The 17,739-nt window shown below is 67.4% G+C and carries 16 protein-coding genes; 7 read left to right on the top strand and 9 right to left on the bottom strand.

Features of this window, described 5'->3' with window-relative positions; genetic code table 11:
* Positions 1-11: 11 nt before the first annotated feature.
* The gene (locus XnspCFBP7698_RS07275; RefSeq protein WP_104580711.1) at positions 12-1,340 is read left to right on the top strand and encodes an aminopeptidase P N-terminal domain-containing protein; all 1,329 of its coding nucleotides are present in this window, start codon (positions 12-14) and stop codon (positions 1,338-1,340) included.
* Between the two features lie 159 nt (positions 1,341-1,499).
* On the opposite strand, the gene XnspCFBP7698_RS07270 is transcribed toward XnspCFBP7698_RS07275, so the two are convergent.
* From XnspCFBP7698_RS07270 to rph, 8 genes are all read right to left on the bottom strand, one after another.
* The gene (locus tag XnspCFBP7698_RS07270) at positions 1,500-1,898 is read right to left on the bottom strand and encodes an XVIPCD domain-containing protein (RefSeq protein ID WP_039410424.1); all 399 of its coding nucleotides are present in this window, start codon (positions 1,896-1,898) and stop codon (positions 1,500-1,502) included.
* Positions 1,899-2,037: 139 nt separating this feature from the next.
* Positions 2,038-3,363 (bottom strand): Xaa-Pro dipeptidase, encoded by a 1,326-nt coding sequence (pepQ, locus tag XnspCFBP7698_RS07265; RefSeq protein ID WP_104580712.1) that lies wholly within the window; start codon positions 3,361-3,363, stop codon positions 2,038-2,040.
* A 61-nt stretch (positions 3,364-3,424) separates the two neighbouring features.
* Entirely contained in the window at positions 3,425-3,772 is a 348-nt protein-coding gene (locus XnspCFBP7698_RS07260; RefSeq protein WP_047696865.1) for a PilZ domain-containing protein, read from the bottom strand.
* Complete coding sequence (locus tag XnspCFBP7698_RS07255; RefSeq protein WP_104580713.1) at positions 3,769-6,180, bottom strand: DUF1631 domain-containing protein; 2,412 nt, start codon at positions 6,178-6,180, stop codon at positions 3,769-3,771. The genes XnspCFBP7698_RS07260 and XnspCFBP7698_RS07255 overlap by 4 nt, the downstream gene beginning before the upstream one ends.
* A 181-nt stretch (positions 6,181-6,361) precedes the next feature.
* A complete protein-coding gene (hemW, locus tag XnspCFBP7698_RS07250) occupies positions 6,362-7,519 on the bottom strand; it encodes a radical SAM family heme chaperone HemW (protein ID WP_104580714.1) in 1,158 nt (385 codons plus the stop codon).
* 16 nt (positions 7,520-7,535) lie between these two features.
* Positions 7,536-8,135, bottom strand: coding sequence for an RdgB/HAM1 family non-canonical purine NTP pyrophosphatase (rdgB, locus tag XnspCFBP7698_RS07245; RefSeq protein WP_199680067.1), 600 nt, complete (start codon positions 8,133-8,135; stop codon positions 7,536-7,538).
* Positions 8,132-8,524 (bottom strand): VOC family protein, encoded by a 393-nt coding sequence (locus XnspCFBP7698_RS07240; RefSeq protein ID WP_104580716.1) that lies wholly within the window; start codon positions 8,522-8,524, stop codon positions 8,132-8,134. Before XnspCFBP7698_RS07240 ends, rdgB begins: the two co-directional genes overlap by 4 nt.
* Positions 8,521-9,246, bottom strand: coding sequence for a ribonuclease PH (rph, locus tag XnspCFBP7698_RS07235; protein WP_104580717.1), 726 nt, complete (start codon positions 9,244-9,246; stop codon positions 8,521-8,523). Before rph ends, XnspCFBP7698_RS07240 begins: the two co-directional genes overlap by 4 nt.
* A 109-nt stretch (positions 9,247-9,355) precedes the next feature.
* On the opposite strand from rph, the gene XnspCFBP7698_RS07230 reads away from it, so the two are divergent.
* From XnspCFBP7698_RS07230 to XnspCFBP7698_RS07215, 4 genes are all read left to right on the top strand, one after another.
* Complete coding sequence (locus XnspCFBP7698_RS07230) at positions 9,356-10,216, top strand: YicC/YloC family endoribonuclease (RefSeq protein ID WP_104580718.1); 861 nt, start codon at positions 9,356-9,358, stop codon at positions 10,214-10,216.
* A gap of 113 nt (positions 10,217-10,329) precedes the next feature.
* On the top strand, positions 10,330-10,941 hold the full coding sequence (gmk, locus tag XnspCFBP7698_RS07225; RefSeq protein WP_005996765.1) for a guanylate kinase: 612 nt from the start codon (positions 10,330-10,332) through the stop codon (positions 10,939-10,941).
* A 290-nt stretch (positions 10,942-11,231) separates the two neighbouring features.
* Positions 11,232-11,531: a DNA-directed RNA polymerase subunit omega gene (gene rpoZ, locus XnspCFBP7698_RS07220; protein ID WP_002812428.1), complete on the top strand. Its 300-nt coding sequence runs from the start codon at positions 11,232-11,234 to the stop codon at positions 11,529-11,531.
* A gap of 128 nt (positions 11,532-11,659) precedes the next feature.
* Entirely contained in the window at positions 11,660-13,831 is a 2,172-nt protein-coding gene (locus XnspCFBP7698_RS07215) for a bifunctional (p)ppGpp synthetase/guanosine-3',5'-bis(diphosphate) 3'-pyrophosphohydrolase (RefSeq protein WP_123137333.1), read from the top strand.
* Between the two features lie 179 nt (positions 13,832-14,010).
* Here the strand turns inward: XnspCFBP7698_RS07215 and XnspCFBP7698_RS07210 are convergent, their stop codons facing one another.
* Complete coding sequence (locus XnspCFBP7698_RS07210) at positions 14,011-14,880, bottom strand: LysR family transcriptional regulator (protein ID WP_039410367.1); 870 nt, start codon at positions 14,878-14,880, stop codon at positions 14,011-14,013.
* Positions 14,881-15,176: 296 nt separating this feature from the next.
* On the opposite strand from XnspCFBP7698_RS07210, the gene kdgD reads away from it, so the two are divergent.
* Together kdgD and XnspCFBP7698_RS07200 are read left to right on the top strand one after the other, a co-directional pair.
* Positions 15,177-16,094, top strand: coding sequence for a 5-dehydro-4-deoxyglucarate dehydratase (gene kdgD / locus XnspCFBP7698_RS07205; RefSeq protein ID WP_104580720.1), 918 nt, complete (start codon positions 15,177-15,179; stop codon positions 16,092-16,094).
* The gene (locus XnspCFBP7698_RS07200) at positions 16,094-17,674 is read left to right on the top strand and encodes an aldehyde dehydrogenase (NADP(+)) (protein ID WP_104580721.1); all 1,581 of its coding nucleotides are present in this window, start codon (positions 16,094-16,096) and stop codon (positions 17,672-17,674) included. Before kdgD ends, XnspCFBP7698_RS07200 begins: the two co-directional genes overlap by 1 nt.
* Positions 17,675-17,739 lie beyond the last annotated feature (65 nt).

The following is a 17,739-nucleotide window of genomic DNA, read 5'->3' as shown; positions in this document are numbered from 1 at the left end:
GTCGTCCCGTCATGAAGAAGCTCACCGGGATCGGCGCGGCCGAGTATGCGCGCCGGCGCAAGCAACTGATGCAGATGGCCGGCGAGCACGCCATCCTGATCCTGCCCGCCGCTCCCGAGCGCGTGCGCAGCCACGACACCCATTACCCGTACCGGCAGGATTCGGACTTCTGGTATCTGAGCGGCTTTCCCGAGCCCGAGGCGGTGTTGGTGCTGGTGCCCGGTCGCCGGCACGGCGAAGCCATCTTGTTCTGCCGCGAGCGCGATGCCGAGCGCGAAGCCTGGGACGGCCCGCGTGAGGGGCAGGAAGGGGCGGTGGAACGCTACGGCATGGACGATGCGTACCCGATCGACGATGTGGACGAGATCCTGCCGGGTCTGCTGGAAGGGCGCAGCCGGGTCTATTACCACTTCGGCCGCGATGTCGATTTCGATCTGAAGCTGATCGGCTGGCTCAAGCGGGTGCGCGAGCAGGTGCGTCATGGCGCGCAGCCGCCGCATGAATTTCTGGAGCTGGGACATCTGCTGCACGAGCAGCGCCTGTTCAAGTCGCGCGATGAACTCGCCTTGATGCAGCAGGCCGCAGACATCAGCGTGTGTGCGCACCTGGCCGCCATGAGACTGGCACGCCCGGGCGTGCACGAGTACGAACTGCAGGCCGAAGTGGAGCGCGAATTTCGCGCCGCCGATGGGTGGCCGGCCTACGGCAGCATCGTCGGCACCGGCAGCAACGCCTGCGTGCTGCATTACCGCGCCAACAACGCGCGCAGCCGCGACGGCGATCTGGTGCTGATCGATGCCGGTGCCGAATACCGTGGCTATGCGGCCGACATCACCCGCACGTTCCCGGTCAACGGCCGCTTCACGCCGGCACAGCGCGCCCTGCACGATCTGGTCGGTGCGGCGCAGGCGGCGGCGCTCGCGCAGGCGCACCCCGGCGTGGCCTATGAGGCCGGGCATCTGGCCGCGGTGGAGACCTTGACCGAGGGCCTGCTACGCCTGGGCCTGCTCAAGGGCAAGCTGGAACGCAACATCGCCGAGGGGCATTACAAGCGCTTCTATCGGCACAAGACCGGCCACTGGCTGGGCCTGGACGTGCACGATGTCGGCGATTACCGGCTGGCCGGCGACTCGCGCCTGCTGGAACCCGGCATGGTGTTCACCATCGAGCCAGGGCTCTATGTTTCTGCCGACGACACCACGGTGGAGCCCAGGTGGCGCGGCATCGGCATCCGCACCGAAGACAACGTGCTGATCACCGGCGATGGCCACCGCGTGCTGACCGATGCACTGGCACGCAGCGCCGACGAGATCGAAGCGGTGATGGCCGGCAGCGCGTAACCGCCGGCGCGCGGGAGGGTCGCAGCGGCCAACACACCGCAGTGAGCGTCATGAAGGCGCAGGCAAAAACGCAGTCGCCGCAGTGGACGCGTGCTTACGCCGATCCCAAACACCAGCTGCGCCCGCCTGGCGACTGCATAGGCGTTTTGTCGGCTGGGTTCATTGGCCCAGCTGCGGCGTCTGGGTGCGTTCGGGGTGCTGCACCGGCTCGCTCGGCCCGGCGAGTTGACGCGCGCGCTCGAACGATTGTTCTTCCGGTGTGCCCAGCGCCTGTTCGGTTTTCATGTGCGCACGTAGGTGCGCCGGATTGGACGGGTCGCCTTGCACCACGAACACGTTCTCGCCGCCGTGCACGCCGCGATGGTTTGCTTCGCTCATCAGCACGTGGTCCACGCGCGACAGCCCGCCTTCCTTGGCCAGCGGCAACAAGGCGGCGGTGAGGCGTGCGCTGGTCTGATCGGGCGTGCGACCGTGCGCCGCATCGATCGCATGCACGCCGCGTTCGATCTGCTGATACATCGCGTGGTCCGGGTGCGCGCTCTGGCGTGGGTCGTTCATGGCAGTGCTCCGTGTGGTGGTGCTGCAGCGTAGCGGGGCGTGATCGGGCGGTGGATGGCGCGGTTAGGCGCCCATTTCAGGTCTTTCGCCATTGTGGCCCGGCATTGCACACCGTGGTGTGGTCGGCCGCGCCTGCTGCTCAAGCAGCGGCGAAGACCGGGCGGGTCAGGTTTTCCGGCGCGTCGTCGGTGCACACCACTTCATCTTCGATGCGAATGCCGCCATACGGTTTGAACTGCTCCACGCGCTGCCAGTCGATGCTGGCGGCGTGGCCGTTCTTCTTCACTTCGTCCAGCAGCATGTCGATGAAATACACGCCCGGCTCGATGGTCACCACCATGCCTGGTTCCAGCACGCGGGTCAGGCGCAGGTAGGGATGGCCTGCCGGGCGTTCGATACGGCCACCGCGGTCGCTGACGGCAAAGCCGGCCACATCGTGTACCTGCAGGCCGATCAGGTGGCCAAGGCCATGCGGGAAGAACGCGGCACTGACGCCGGTGGCCAGCGCGGCCTCCGGCGACACGGTGATGATGCCGAACTGCTGGAGGATGCCCATCAACGCCAGATGCGCATCGATGTGCAGCTGCTTGTAGTCCACGCCGGCGCGCACGGCCTGGCCCATGCGGATCTGCGCGGCGTCGACTGCATCGATCAGGGCCTGGAATTCGCTGCCGGTATCGGCGGCGTAGGTGCGGGTGATGTCGCTGGCATAGCCATGTGCCGACGCGCCGGCATCGATCAGGAAGCTGCGCAGCGGCTGCGGTGGCTGCTGGCCGAGCTCGGTGTAATGCAGCACTGCGCCATGCTCGTTGAGCGCGATGATGTTGCCGTATGGCAGCGTGTTGGCATCCTGGCCCACGGCCGCGCAGTAGGCCATATGGATGCCGAATTCGCTCTGGCCGGCGCGAAATGCCGCTTCGGCGGCACGATGGCCGCGCACTGCCAGCTGCTGGGCGATACGCATCAACGCCAGCTCGTACGGGGTCTTGAAGGCGCGCTGATAGTCCAGGTAGTCGAGCACCGGCTGCGGGTTGTTCGGCACGTAGGCGCCGAGTGCGCTGCGCGCCTCGCCGAGGATGGCGCAGCGCTCGACCTGCCTGGGCAGCAGCGCCAGCGCCTGTTCCGGGGTGCGGATGATGTGGATGTCGCAGTGCTCCACCCACCAGCCGCTCGGCGCGTCGGGCACCACGTGCCAGTAGTCGAACGGTTGGTGGAAGATCACCGTCGGCCGCCGGCCCGGGGTGTAGACCAGCCAGCTGTCGGGCACCCGCGTCAGCGGCACCCAGGTCTTGAACTGCGGGTTGACTGCATACGGGTAATCGCGGTCGTCGAACACCTGGTAGTGCGTGCTGCCGCTGGGGACCACCAGATGATCGAAGCCGCCGCGTTGCAGCGCCTGGTCGGCACGCGCGGTCAGCGTGCGCAGGTGGTCGGAATACAGGTGGCTCAAGGAGGGCTGGGTCATGCGGGACTCGATCGGCAATGCGAAGCAATGCGCAAGTTTGCCGCAATCGCACTGCGCTGCGTCAGCCGACCATGTGTTCTTCGGCGATCCAGGCGCGCAGGCGCTGGCGATGCGGCTCGGACATGCTCAGGAACCGGAAGCCGGCCCAGGCCTGCCCGGGCGCATGCGCCGGCTCCGACCACAGCAGGTGCACGCCGACGTCGATCTCGGTGGCGCGGCCAACGCGTTCGGGCAGGCTGAAACGCAGCTGGTACAGCGCGTCGTCGTGCAGGGCAACCGAGGCCAGCAGCAGCATGCCGGTTTCCGAGACATTGCCGACCCGGCCGATCTGCGCTTCGCTGAGCATGTCGATCACCGGCACCATGTCGTTTGGTTGGCGGCGCGGCGCACGGCGGGTGTCCTGGATCATGGCAAGGCCTCTGCGGGAGCGTGGCCGGCCAGGCTGCGCAACGTACGCACGGTGGCATGCCAGGCACGGTCGATCAGGCGGGATTTCTCTTCGACCAGCAGGCGCGCCTGGCCGCCGGCCATCAGCCGCGCCAGCCCGTCCAGCGAGTGCTCGCCGATCTTTTGCCCGCGCTGATTGACGAACAATGCATGGCCGGTCATCGGGCTGTACCAGGACAGGCGTTGCCGGCGCAGGTCGCCTTGCTGGTTGATCACGAATTCGAACCAGGTCCCGAACGGCAGGCTGCGTAGCTGCGTGTAGCAGGCATCTTCGGCCGGCGTGCGCGGTATGGCGGCGGGCTTGTGCGCTGCAGTGTCGGCCTGCTCGCCCAGGCGCGCGCGCGCCTTGAGCTTGGCGGCCAGTTCGGTGCGCGAGCTAAGCGCATCGTCGCCGCCGGGTGTGGACAGGCGGCGCGCAATCGCGGCCGCTTCGTCGTGGTGATAGCCCACCTGCAGCAGCGCGGTTTCGACATCGGTGCCGAGCGCAATGTCGGTGGGCTCGCCCTTGTTGCGGCAGGTGACCTCGGCGATGCGCGTGGTCAGCGCCAGGCGCTCGTCCCACTCCGGCGACTGCTCGCCTTGCCGCAGCAGGGTGAGCGTGAGCACGTCGGACCAGGCCTGGCGCAGCAGCGATTGCACGAACCGCGGCGGTGCGCTGTCGTCGCACACCTGCTCGATCCGCGCCTGCGCCTGCTGTTTGGCAGTTTCCAGCCGTTCCTTGCCGCGCGCGGCATCCACATGCCGGCGTTCGGCCACGTCGGCCTTGCGCGCCAGGGTGCGCAGATGCGCCTGGATGTCATCGTTGGCGGCGGCAAAGGTCGCCTCGTCGCCCTGGTAATCGTTGACGATGGTGTCGACCGCGGCGCCCAGCTTGTGCAGCAGCTGCGGGTCCACATCGTCCTCGCCCAGCCACACCGCGCCGGACTCGGCCACGGTGTTGAGTAGCTCGCGCACCGGGTGCTGGTCGCGCACGAAGAAATGCGTGTCGGCCAGGGCTGCGCGTACCACCGGCACCTGCAGCCTGGCGAGCAGGGCCTGCGCAGGTGTGTGATCGCGCACTTCGCGTTGCATCTGTGCGTAAAGCAGACCAAGCAGGTCGAAGGTGTCGTTGTCCTGCGGCGACAGCGTGGCGTCTGCGCCGTGCTCGGCGCGCAGCAGCTCCAGCACCTGGCGCTGCACCGCATCGATACCGGGTGCCGGCGAAAATGCACCCGGGCGTGCGCCCGGCGCGCCCTGCAGGCTGGCCAGTGCCTTGCCCAGCGCGGCCTTGGGCACGCAGGGCGCAGCGCTGGCTGCCGGCGCTGCAGCCGGCTGGGCGGCGGCCTGCAGCAAGCTGCCCGGGGCGGTAGCGCCGTGCGCGCCGGCGGTGCCGGCTGCCTGCCAGTGGCGTGCCGAGGACATCAGGCCGCCAAGTGCGTGTGCGGCCTCGTTCAACCCGGGCGAGGCCGCGTGCATGCTGCTGGTAGCACCCGACGCTGCAGGGGGCAGGCCTTGCGGATCGAGCAGGGCACTCTGCCAGGCGTTCGGAGCGGCGTGCCCGTGCCAGCCGTTGGCCGGCCGCGGGGGGCGCTGCGCGCTGCCGTGTGTGCCTGCCGCGGCGTTGCCTGCAGGTGTCGCCGCACCCGCTGGCGCGGTGCGGCGCGTCTGCACATGGGTGGGCTTGACCAGGTAGGGGTGATAGATCAGCCCGGGCAGGATGCCTTCCTGCGCGAGCGTGGCATTGGCGCTCTTGTAGACATCGCCCAGGCGATCCATCACCTGATGCTCGAAGACCTTGTACAGCGCGAGCTGCCCATCCAGGCCGAGACCCAGGCACTGGCCGCACTCACGCACGATCCGGCACAGGGCATAGGGCCCGAGCGGCAGGGCGTCGAGCTCGAATTCCGGCACTGCGCCGATCACTGCCAGACGTTGCGCCAGCAGTTGCAGCGCATCGGCACGCCGCGAGGTCTCGCGGCGGGCGATGTCGCTGAGCACGATGTCGCGATCGATGTCGGTGTCTTCCACCAAGGTCAGCGTCTGCGGTGGCGTGGACGCATCGGCGGGCGGCATCAGCGCAGGGCGCTCCTGCAATGCCGCCAGGTCCTGCGCAAGATGCTGCAGGAACAGCTGCGGAAAGCGGTCGATGTGATCGCGCAAGCCGCGCATCTGCGCGTAGGTATCGGCCTGAATCTGGCTGTTGCGTGCGTGCTCGGCCTGATGCAGCAGCGCGCGTTCCAGCTCGACGATGGTCAGCCGCAGCGGGCCGCCGAGCGCCTGCACGCACTGCGCATGCAACATGCCGAGCAGGCGCCGGCCGCGCGCGGAAACGGGCGCGTCAGCGATCGGGCCGCTGAGCGTGGGCTGCGGGGAGGACAGGGGCGTGGACATCCGGGGAGATGGGCTCGGTGCGAAGCGTGAGCTATGTAGCATGTTTTCCGGCTGCGCAGCGATCATCGCGATGCGAGGTGCCAGGAGCCCGGTGCCGGCCGCGCCGCCTCGATGGGGCACGAGCCCACGCTGGCGCATGTCGCCGCACCGCAATGTTGCCGGCGCAGCAGGGGGCGCGTGCTCAGGTCAAAAACAGCTCGACCACGTCGTTGGTGAAGCGGCGGCCCAGCTCGGTGGGCAGCACGCGCCCGTCCTGTTCGACCAGCCAACCCTGCGCCACCGCACGCGCGACCGGTGCGGCGATGGCCGACGCGGCCAGGCCGGTGCACGCTTCGAAATCGCCCAGGCGAAACCCTTCGTGCAGCCGCAGCAGATTGAGCATGTATTCGAACGGCAGCCGCTCGCGCGGTACGACCTCGTCGCCACCGACCGATGCGGGCGTGCCGGCGCTGGCCAGGTAGCTCTGCGGATGCTTGTGCTTCCAGCGCCGCAGCACGTGTTGTTCGGCGCCGGAACTGATCTTGCCGTGCGCACCTGCGCCGATACCCAGGTAGTCGCCAAACCGCCAGTAATTGAGGTTGTGCGCGCACTGCCGGCCCGGTTTGGCATAGGCGCTGACCTCGTACTGCGCATAGCCAGCCTCGGCGAGCAGCGCTTGGCAATGTTCCTGGATATCCCAGGCCGCATCGTCGTCGGGAATGCCCTTGGGCGGCCGCGCGAAGAACACCGTGTTCGGCTCCAGCGTGAGCTGGTAATGCGACATGTGGGTGGGCTGCAACGCGAAGGCGCGTTCGAGGTCGCGCTCGGCCTGCGCCAGGGTCTGCTCGGGCAGCGCGTACATCAGGTCGATATTGAGATTCTCGTAGCCGGCATCCTGCGCCAGCTTGATTGCACGCTCGGCCTCGGCGCTATCGTGGATGCGCCCTAGCCGCTGCAATGCCACATCGTCGAAGCTCTGCACACCGAAGCTCAGGCGGTTCACGCCGGCGGCGCGGTAGTGTTCGAAGCGGCCATGCTCGGCAGTGCCCGGATTGGTTTCCAGGGTGATTTCAAGATTCGGTGCAAAGCGCAGCCGCGCTGCAGCCGCCTGCAGGAATCGGTCGATCGCCTGCGGCGGAAACAGGCTGGGCGTGCCACCGCCGAAGAACACCGAATGCACCACCCGGCCCCACACCAGCGGCAGGTCTGCATCCAGGTCGCGGATCAGTGCATCTACGTATTCCTCGAACGGCAGCACGCCCTTGGCCGCATGCGAGTTGAAATCGCAGTACGGGCATTTGCGCACGCACCAGGGCAGGTGCACGTAGAGCGAGAGCGGGGGCGGGATCAGGGCGGGCACTGCGTGCGGTCGTCGGTTACAGCGTGAGCGCGTGCAGCTTGTGCTGCAGCGTTGCCAGTGCCACTGCGCGGTGGCTCAGGCGGTTTTTCATGTCGCTGTCCATTTCCGCCGCGGTCAGGCCATGCACCGGATCCAGAAACACCGGGTTGTAGCCAAAGCCGCCGTCGCCGCGCGGTTGCGTGGTGATCACGCCTTCCCAACTGCCTTCGGCGATCAGCGGTTGCGGATCTTCCGAGTGACGCAGCAACACGATCACCGCGTAAAACCGCGCACTGCGGCGTTCGGCGGGCACATCGCGCATGGCATCGAGCAACTTGGCGTTGTTGGCTTGCGCATCGGTCGGGCTGCCGGCGTAGCGCGCGCTGTACAAACCCGGTGCGCCGCCCAGCGCATCGACGATCAAACCCGAATCATCGGCCAGCGCCGGCAAGCCGGTCACCGCGCTGGCATGGCGTGCCTTGATCAACGCGTTCTCGACGAAGGTCAGGCCGGTTTCCGGCACGTCTTCCACGCCCAGCTCTCCCTGCGCGACGATGCGCAGCGGCAGTGCCGCCAGCATGGCGCGCAGTTCTTCCAGCTTGCCGGCGTTGCCGCTGGCCAATACCAGTTGCTTCATTGCTTGGGCTCCAGCAGATCCCACTTGGTGCCGTACAGATCGCGGAACACCACGACCGTGCCGTATGGCTCCTCGCGCGGGGTTTCCAGAAATTCCACGCCGAAGGCCTGCATGGCCGCATGGTCGCGCCAGAAGTCGTCGGTGTAGAGAAAGTGATCCACGCGCCCACCGGTCTGATCGCCGATGCGCGCGCGTTGCGCGGCGTCGGCCGGCTGCGCGAGCAGCAGGCCGGCGTCCTGCGTGCCGCCCGGGCCGATCACCACCCAGCGTTTGCCATCGCCCAGTGCGCGATCTTCCAGCACGTGGAAGCCCAGCGCGCCGGTGTACCAGGCAATCGCCGCATCGTAGTCGGCAACCAGCAAGGTGGTCAGGGCGATGCGACGGCTCATCCGGCCAGTGCGGCGCGTTGCAGCGCGAACAGCTCGCCCATGCCCTTTTCGGCCAGGGCAAGCAGCGCGTTGAGTTCGTCGCGACGGAAGGCATGGCCTTCGGCCGTGCCCTGCAGCTCGATGAAGCCGCCGCCATCGTTCATCACCACATTCATGTCGGTATCGCAGTCGCTGTCTTCGGGGTAATCCAGGTCCAGCACCGGTTCACCACGATAGATGCCGACCGACACCGCAGCCACCGCGCCGATCAACGGGTGCTTCTTGATGTCGCCGCGCTTGAGCAGCAGGTTCACCGCGTCGGCCAGCGCCACGTAAGCACCGGTGATGGCGGCGGTGCGGGTGCCGCCATCGGCCTGCAGCACGTCGCAGTCCAGGGTGATGGTGCGCTCGCCCAGCGCGTTGCGGTCCACGCAGGCGCGCAGTGCGCGGCCGATCAGGCGCTGGATTTCCAGCGTGCGCCCGCCCTGCTTGCCACGGGCGGCCTCGCGGTCGGAACGGGTGTGGGTGGAGCGCGGCAACATGCCGTATTCGGCGGTGACCCAGCCTTCGCCCTTGCCGCGCAGGAAGCCCGGCACGCGGTTTTCCACGCTGGCGGTGCACAGCACGCGGGTGTCGCCGAAGCTCACCAGCACCGAGCCTTCGGCATGGCGGGTGAAGGCGCGTTCGATGCGCACCGGGCGCAGCTGGTCGGCCGTGCGGCCGCTGGGACGGGAAAAGGGCATGCGATGAGTCCGGAAGTCGGGAGGTGGGTCGGGCGTCAGTGCGCGGCGTGCAGGCAGCCGGCAAGGGCGGCTAGGGTACCATTCGCGCTTTGACGGTACGGAATTCACGATGATCCGAAGCATGACCGCGTTTGCTGGCGGCGAACGCATCACGCCCTGGGGCACGCTCGGTTGCGAGCTGCGCTCGGTCAACCACCGCTTTCTGGAAGTGGGCACGCGCCTGCCGGAAGAATTGCGTGCGCTGGAGCCGCTGCTGCGCGAGCGCGTGGCTGCCAAGAACAGCCGCGGCAAGCTGGACCTGACGCTGCGCCTGCGCGCGCCGGAAAACGCACAGACACTGGCCGTCAACGAAGCACTGCTGCAGGAACTGGGTGCGCTTGCCGCGCGGCTGGATGGCGTCTTCCCCAAGCTGCAGGTGGGCTTTACCGACCTGCTGCAGTTGCCCGGCGTGCTGCAGGTGCAGGACGTGGATGCGCCCGCGCTGCAGGCGCAGGCGTTGGCCTTGCTGGACGAGGTGGTCGACAGCTTTGTTGCTGCGCGCGAGCGTGAGGGCAGCAAGCTGGCCGCGGCGATCAGCGAGCGGGTGGATGCGATCGAACGTATCGCCGCCGAGGTGCGCACGCTGATTCCGGCAATTCGCGAAGGGCAGCGCGTCAAGCTGGCCGCGCGCCTGGCCGATCTGCCGCATCCGGTGGACCCGGGCCGCACCGAGCAGGAACTGGTGCTGTGGCTGCAGAAGCTGGACGTGGACGAGGAGCTCGACCGCCTGTCCAGCCACATCGCCGAGATCCGTCGCGTGCTCAAGCAGCGCGAGCCGGTGGGCCGCCGCCTGGACTTCCTGCTGCAGGAGTTCAACCGCGAAGCCAACACACTGGGTTCCAAGTCGGTGGACAGCCGCACCTCCAATGCCGCCGTGGATCTGAAGGTGTTGATCGACCAGATCCGCGAGCAGGTGCAGAACATCGAGTAGCCGGGAATAGGCAATCGGGAATGGGGAATCGTCAAAGCAGGTACGATTCACCCCCCGGCCTGCCTGCTTGGCGCGGTGCCCCATTCCCTATTCCCGACTCTCTATTCCCTAAAATGCGCGGCACCCTCTATATCGTTGCGGCCCCCTCGGGCGCCGGCAAGAGCAGCATCGTCAACGCCACCCTGGCGCGTGATCCCAAGATCGCCCTGTCGATCTCGTTCACCTCGCGCGCGCCGCGGCCGGGCGAGCGGCATGCCGAGCACTACCATTTCGTCTCTGCCGATGAGTTCCAGGGCATGATCGAGGCGGGCGATTTCTTCGAATACGCGCTGGTGCATGGCGACTGGAAGGGCACTGCGCGGCAGTCGGTGGAGCCGCAGCTGGCCGCCGGGCACGACGTGTTGCTGGAGATCGACTGGCAGGGTGCGCGCCAGGTGCGCCAGAAGGTGCCCGATGCGGTGAGCGTGTTCATCCTGCCGCCGTCGCGCCAGGCGCTGGACGAGCGCATGCGCAAGCGCGGGCAGGACAGCGAGGACGTGATGGCACAGCGTCTGGCTGCCGCGCGCGAGGAGATGCTGCATTTCGAAGAGTTCGACTACGTGATCATCAACGAAACCTTCGACACCGCCGTGTCGGAGATGTGCGCCATCTTCACCGCCAGCCGCCTGCGCCGGCAGGCGCAGCAGCAGCGGCATGCCGGGCTGATCCAGGCCTTGCTGGACTGAGGGCGCATGCGTGACCGTCGCCCGCAGCGCGGGTGGCGTGGCGGGCACTGATCCGGCCATGCGGCAGGGCGCCAGGCGGCTCGCATTCGGGTGCAGTGGACGCGTTCAGCGGGTGGGCAGGGGCCGGGTCTGCGCACCGGCAACGATTCCTGGGCCTGGTGCACGGGTCCAAGTCGCTGATTCCAAAGGAAACTGAACGGCCATCGGTTGCCCGCTCAACCGCACAGGCGTACACTCCGCCCCCTTTCCCTCATTCGATGCGCGGCCGTTGCTGGTCGCCGGGAGCCCGCATGGCCCGCATTACCGTAGAAGATTGCCTGGAAGTCGTGAACAACCGTTTCGAGCTGGTCATGATGGCCTCCAAGCGCGCCCGTCAGCTCGCCAACGGCGTGCAGCCGCTGATCGAAAACGCCGACGCCAGCGACAAGCCCACCGTGATGGCACTGCGCGAGATCGCCGCACGCCGGATCGACAACGCGCTGATCGACGAAGTCGAGAAAGCCGAGCGCGAGCGTGCCGAGCGCGAAGCACTGGAATGGGCCGCCGCCGAAGTGGTCGCCGACGAAGACATGTCCAAGAACGACGATTGATTGCCCGCGTCACGGTGATCGATTCGAACAGCCCGCATCCACGCGGGCTGTTTTCGTTTGGGGCTCCGGCAGTACGCCGGCGTGTGCAAACGTTTGCCGTCACTGCGCCGCTGGCATAGTCTTCCGCCATGAACCCAGGCCCCACTGCCCAGGCGACCGTCGTGACGTCTCCGTCTTCCGACCAGGCCATTCCCGACTACGTCCTGCACTTCGAACGCGCCGCCAGCTACCTGCCCAGGGAGCAGCTGCCGATCCTGCGCCGTGCCTGGGAGGTTGGCGCCACCGCACATGCCGGCCAGACCCGTAAATCCGGCGAGCCCTACATCACCCATCCGGTGGCCGTGGCCGGCGTGCTGGCCGAGCTGGGCCTGGACATGGAATCGCTGATCGCCGCGATCCTGCACGACACCATCGAAGACACGCCGTTGACCCGCGAGGAGCTGGCGTCCGAATTCGGCGAAGCGGTGGCCGAGCTGGTCGATGGCGTCACCAAGCTGGACAAGCTCAAGTTTCGCGACCGCCAGGAAGCGGCGGCGGAAAGTTTCCGCAAGATGCTGCTGGCGATGTCGCGCGACCTGCGCGTGATCATGATCAAGCTGGCCGACCGCCTGCACAACATGCGCACGCTCGGCGCGCAGAGCACCGAAGCGCGCGGCCGTATCGCACGCGAGACGCTGGAGATCTACGCACCCATCGCCCAGCGCCTGGGCATGAGCCTGATCAAGTCCGAGCTGCAGAACCTGGGCTTCCGCGCGCTGTATCCGTGGCGCCACGCCATCATCGAAAAACACATCCGCAGCCAGCCGGTGGTGCGGCGCGAATCGATGGCGCAGGTGGAAGTGCAGCTGTCGCAGCGCCTGGCCAAGGAAGGGCTGGAACATCGGCTGGTCAGCCGCATCAAGACGCCCTGGAGCATCTATTCCAAGATGCACGAAGAGAACAAGTCCTTCGACCAGGTGATGGACGTGTTCGGCTTCCGCCTGGTGGTGCGCTCGGTGGCCGACTGTTACCACGCCCTCGGCGCGGTGCATGCCACCTTCAAGCCGCTGGACGGGCGCTTCCGTGATTTCATCGCGATCCCCAAGGCCAACGGCTACCAGTCGCTGCACACAGTGCTGTTCGGCCCTTACGGCTCGCCGATCGAAGTGCAGATCCGCACCGAAGAGATGGACCTGATCGCCGAACGCGGCGTGGCCGCGCATTGGACCTACAAGGTCGGCTCGGCCTCGCCCAATAGCGCGCAGAGCCGCGCGCACGACTGGATCGTGGAGCTGATCGATTCGCAGCGCGCCGCCGGCTCGTCGCTGGAGTTCCTGGACAACGTCAAGGTGGACCTGTTCCCGGACGAGGTCTATCTGTTCACGCCCAAGGGCAAGATCCTGGCGCTGCCGCGCAATTCCACCGCGCTGGATTTCGCCTACGCGGTGCATACCGACGTGGGCAACCGCGCCGTGGCCTCGCGCGTGGACAAGAAGCTGGTGCCGCTGCGCACCAAGCTGGTCAGCGGGCAGGCGGTGGAAATCATCACCGCGCGCTCGGCCACGCCCAAGCCACAGTGGCTGGAATTTGTGGTCAGCAGCAAGGCGCGCACCGCCATCCGCCATCAGCTCAAGCAGCTCGAGCACGAAGATGCCGTGCAGCTGGGTCACCGCATGCTCGATCGTGCGCTGGAGGCGATGGACTCCTCGCTGGAGCGGCTGCCCAAGGGCCGCCTGGACGCCTTCCTCAACGAGCATCGCTACCCACGCCTGGAAGCCTTGCTGGCCGATGTGGCACTGGGCAACTGGATGCCGACCCAGGCCGCGCAGGCGTTGATGGCTTACGCGGAATTGCGTGGTGGCGGCCATTCCAAGCATTCGCACGAAAAGATCCTGATCGACGGCAGCGAACGCGGCGTGATCAGCTTCGCCAACTGTTGCCAGCCGATTCCTGGCGACGAGATCATGGGCTACCACACCGCCGGCAAGGGCATCGTGGTGCACCGGCTGGATTGCCCGAACCTGGCCGAGCTGCGCAAGTCGCCCGAGCGCTGGGTGCCGATCGACTGGGATTTCAGCGTGACCGGGGACTACGACACCGCGCTGGTGGTGGAAGTGGAAAACCGCACCGGCGTGCTGGCGCAATTGGCCGCGGCCATTGCGCAGAGCCAGTCCAATATCGAACGCGTGGATTACCTGGACCGCGATTTCAATGCGGCCGTGCTGCGCTTCAATATCCAGGTGCGCGACCGCCGCCATCTGGCCGAAGTGATGCGCCGGCTGCGCCGCCTGCATGTGGTGCAGAGCGTGGGGCGGCAGTAAGAGCTGGCCGTCGTCAGTGAGTCGCGGACGAAGTGAGTCACTGACGATAGGCAGCAACTGCCGTGCACGCGTGGCACATGCGGCAGAGGGTATCGCCCGCGCTCGCCTGCCGGTGAGGGCCGTCGTTTTGTCTGCCGCTCGACGTTGCTGGCGGTGAGCATGCGCTTCATTCGTTGTGCTCAGGCAATCAACCGGCGCAGCGCCGGGTTGTCGTTGTCCTGCTTCCACACCAGATGCAATTCCACCGGCGTGGCCGGCGTTTCATCGCGCAGCGGCAGGTAGACGATGCCGGCGTAGCGCAGGCCGCTGGCACCTTCCGGTACCAAGGCCATGCCCATGCCGCCGCGCACCAGCGCCAACACCGAATGGATCTGGCTGACGTACTGCACCGAGCGCGGTGCGATGCCGCGTGCGCCGAACAGCTGCGCCAGCAGGTCGTAGAAATAGCGCGCTTCGTCTGGCGCGTAATTGACCAGTGGCTGGCCGTCGAAATCCTGCAGGCGCAGGCTGTCGTGTTGCGCCAGCGGCGAGTCTTCCGGCAGCGCGGCGATCAGCGGTTCGCGGGCCACGCAGCGGCTGTGCAGGCCCTGGCGCTGGATCGGCGGACGCAGCAGGCCGATATCCAGCCGGCCGGCGTCCAGCGCATCCAGCTGCGCCAGGCTGACCATTTCCTTGAGTTGCAGGTCCACATCCGGCGCTTCGCTGCGCCAGCGCGCAATCGCCTCGGGCAGGAAGCGGTAGCTGGCGCCAGCGGTAAAGCCCACCGATACGCTGCCGGCATCGCCGGTGCCGATCCGCCGTGCACGCAAGCCGGCGTTTTCGGCCATGCGCAGGATCGCGCGCGCTTCGGCCAGCAGGCTGCGCCCGGCCTGGGTCAGTCGCACATGCCGGCTATTGCGCTCCAGCAGCGCGGTGCCAACGCTGTGCTCCAGCAGCTGGATCTGCCGGCTCAGCGGCGGCTGGGTCATGTTCAGGCGCTCGGCCGCGCGCCGAAAGTGCAGCTCGTCGGCGACGGCCACAAAGCAACGCAGTTGCTGCAGATCGAACATGGCAAAGGTCTTGGCTGGCGAAGTGCTGGAATTGGATGCTGCACCCGCAACATCTGCGCATCGCCAGCGCCGATGAATGGGCGCATGGGCAGGCGTGGAGTGGCTGACGGGCGCAACCATTGGTAATTACAAAGGCTCAAGAAAACCGTTGCAAAGCAGTCATTTGCGGCTCATTGCAGCGGCTGGTGAGGCGATTGATTCAATTGATGTATCAAACAATACGTCCTTTGGTTTGGACCGGCAACGATCTGCCGTCCCAGGATCAATCGCATCCCCCGCCCAGGAGCGTTTGTCCAATGAGCAGCAGATACACACCGACCGAAATGGCCCAGGCGCTTGGCGCCGGGTTGCTGTCGTTTCCGGTCACCCATTTCGATGCCGAGCTGGCCTTCGACGAGCCGGCCTACCGCAGCAACCTGGACTGGCTGTCCTCGCATCCGGCTGCCGGCCTGTTCGCCGCCGGCGGCACTGGCGAGCTGTTTTCGCTGACGCTGGACGAAGTAAACCGCGCGGTGCGCGCCGCCGTGACCCAGACCGCCGGCCGCATGCCGGTGATTGCGCCGGCCGGCTACGGCACTTCGATCGCGATCGAGATGGCGCAGGCCGCCGAACGCAACGACGCCGACGGCATCCTGCTGTTTCCGCCGTACCTGACCGAGTGCGATGCCGACGGCGTGGCCGAGCATGTCGAGCGCGTCTGCAAGGCGACCTCGCTGGGCGTGATCGTCTACGGCCGCGCCAACGCTCGGCTCGACGATGTGACGCTGGCGCGCGTGGCCGAGCGCTGCCCCAACCTGGTGGGCTACAAGGACGGCATCGGCGATGTGGACCGCATGACCCGCATCTACGCGCGGCTGGGCGACCGCTTGCTGTACGTGGGCGGCCTGCCCACCGCCGAAACCTTCGCGCTGCCGTATCTGGAAATGGGCGTCACCACGTATTCGTCGGCCATCTTCAATTTCCTGCCCGAATGGGCTTTGGACTTCTACGCTGCCGTGCGCGCGCGCGACCACGCCACCATCTACCGCGAGCTCAACGACTTCGTGTTGCCGTACACGGTGCTGCGCAATCGCCGCGCCGGCTATGCGGTGTCCATCGTCAAGGCCGGCATGCGCGCGGTCGGCCGCCCGGCCGGGCCGGTGCGCACGCCGCTGGCGGACCTGACCGATGAAGAATCCGCGCAGCTCAAGCAACTGATCGGAGGGCGCCGCTGATGCATGCCATCACAGGTCAATCGCTGATCGGGCAGCGCTGCGTGCAAGGCACCGGCGCACAATTTCATGGCGTGGATGCGGCCAGCGGCGAATCGCTGCAGCCGGCTTTCGGCTCGGTGAGCGCGCAGGAGCTGGAGCAGGCTTGCGCGTTGGCGCAGTCGGCCTTCGACACTTACCGCGAAACCACGCTGGAAGCACGCGCGGTCTTTCTGGAAACCATTGCCGAGCAGATCCTGGCGCTGGGCGATGCCTTGATCGAGCGCGCCATGCGCGAAAGCGGGCTGCCGCGCGCCCGGCTCGAAGGCGAGCGCGGTCGCACGGTCGGGCAGCTGCGCCTGTTCGCCACCGTGGTGCGCGAAGGCAGCTGGTTGCAGGCGCGCATCGACCCGGCATTGCCGCAGCGCACGCCGTTGCCGCGTGCGGATCTGCGCCAGCGGCATATCGCGCTGGGGCCGGTAGCAGTGTTCGGCGCCAGCAATTTCCCGCTGGCGTTTTCGGTGGCTGGCGGCGATACGGTGTCGGCGCTGGCAGCCGGGTGCCCGGTGGTGGTCAAGGCGCATGGCGCGCATCCGGGCACCTCCGAACTGGTGGGCCGCGCGATCCAGGCGGCCGTGGCGCAATGCGGCCTGCCCGAGGGTGTGTTCTCGCTGCTGTTCGACGCAGGCATCGAGATCGGTACGCAGCTGGTGGCCGATGCACGCATCAAGGCGGTGGGCTTCACCGGCTCGCGCGCTGGCGGCCTGGCGCTGGTCAAGATCGCTGCCGCCCGCCGCGAGCCGATTCCGGTGTACGCGGAAATGAGTGCGATCAACCCGGTGTACCTGTTGCCGCAGGCATTGCAGGCGCGCGCGCCGGCCCTGGGCAAGGCCTTCGTCGGTTCGCTGACCCTGGGGGCCGGGCAGTTCTGCACCAATCCCGGCTTGCTGCTGGCCGTCGATTCTCCGGCGGTGGATGCCTTTATCGCGTCTGCGACACAGGCGCTGCAGGACGTCTCGCCGGCGGCGATGCTGACCGCAGGCATCGGCGATGCCTTTGCGCAAGGCGTCCAACGCCTGGCGGCACATCCACAGGTCGCCACGCTGGCGCGCGGCGCTGCGGCGGAATCCGGGCGCTGCCCGGCTGCGTTGTTCGGCACCGATGCCGATGCATTTCTGGCCGACGAGGCACTGCAAGCCGAAGTGTTCGGTGCCTCGTCGTTGCTGGTCCGCTGCAGGGATGTCGATCAGCTGCGCGCGCTGAGCGAGCACCTGGAAGGCCAGCTCACCGCCACCTTGCACATGGATGGCGACGACACCGCGCTGGCTGCCACGCTGCTGCCGGTGCTGGAACGCAAGGCCGGCCGCATCCTGGTCAACGATTGGCCGACCGGCGTGGAGGTCTGTCACGCCATGGTGCACGGTGGCCCGTCCCCAGCCACCTCCGACAGCCGTAGCACCTCGGTGGGCACGCTGGCGATCAATCGCTTCCTGCGGCCGGTCTGCTACCAGGACCTGCCCGCCGCGTTGCTGCCTGCTGCCGTGGCGCACGGCAATCCGCTCGGCGTGTGGCGACGCGTCGACGGCGCACTGGGGCACGACTGACAGCACCGGCGGCAACCATGCCTGAGGCGTGCCGGAGGAGGGTCCGGCATGCCAGCTGCAGGCGC

The sequence above is a fragment of the Xanthomonas sp. CFBP 7698 genome (assembly GCF_003600855.1).
Classification (GTDB): domain Bacteria; phylum Pseudomonadota; class Gammaproteobacteria; order Xanthomonadales; family Xanthomonadaceae; genus Xanthomonas; species Xanthomonas cannabis.
Note: the sequence above shows the minus strand (reverse complement) of the source record. Positions and strands in the feature narration are given on the sequence as shown.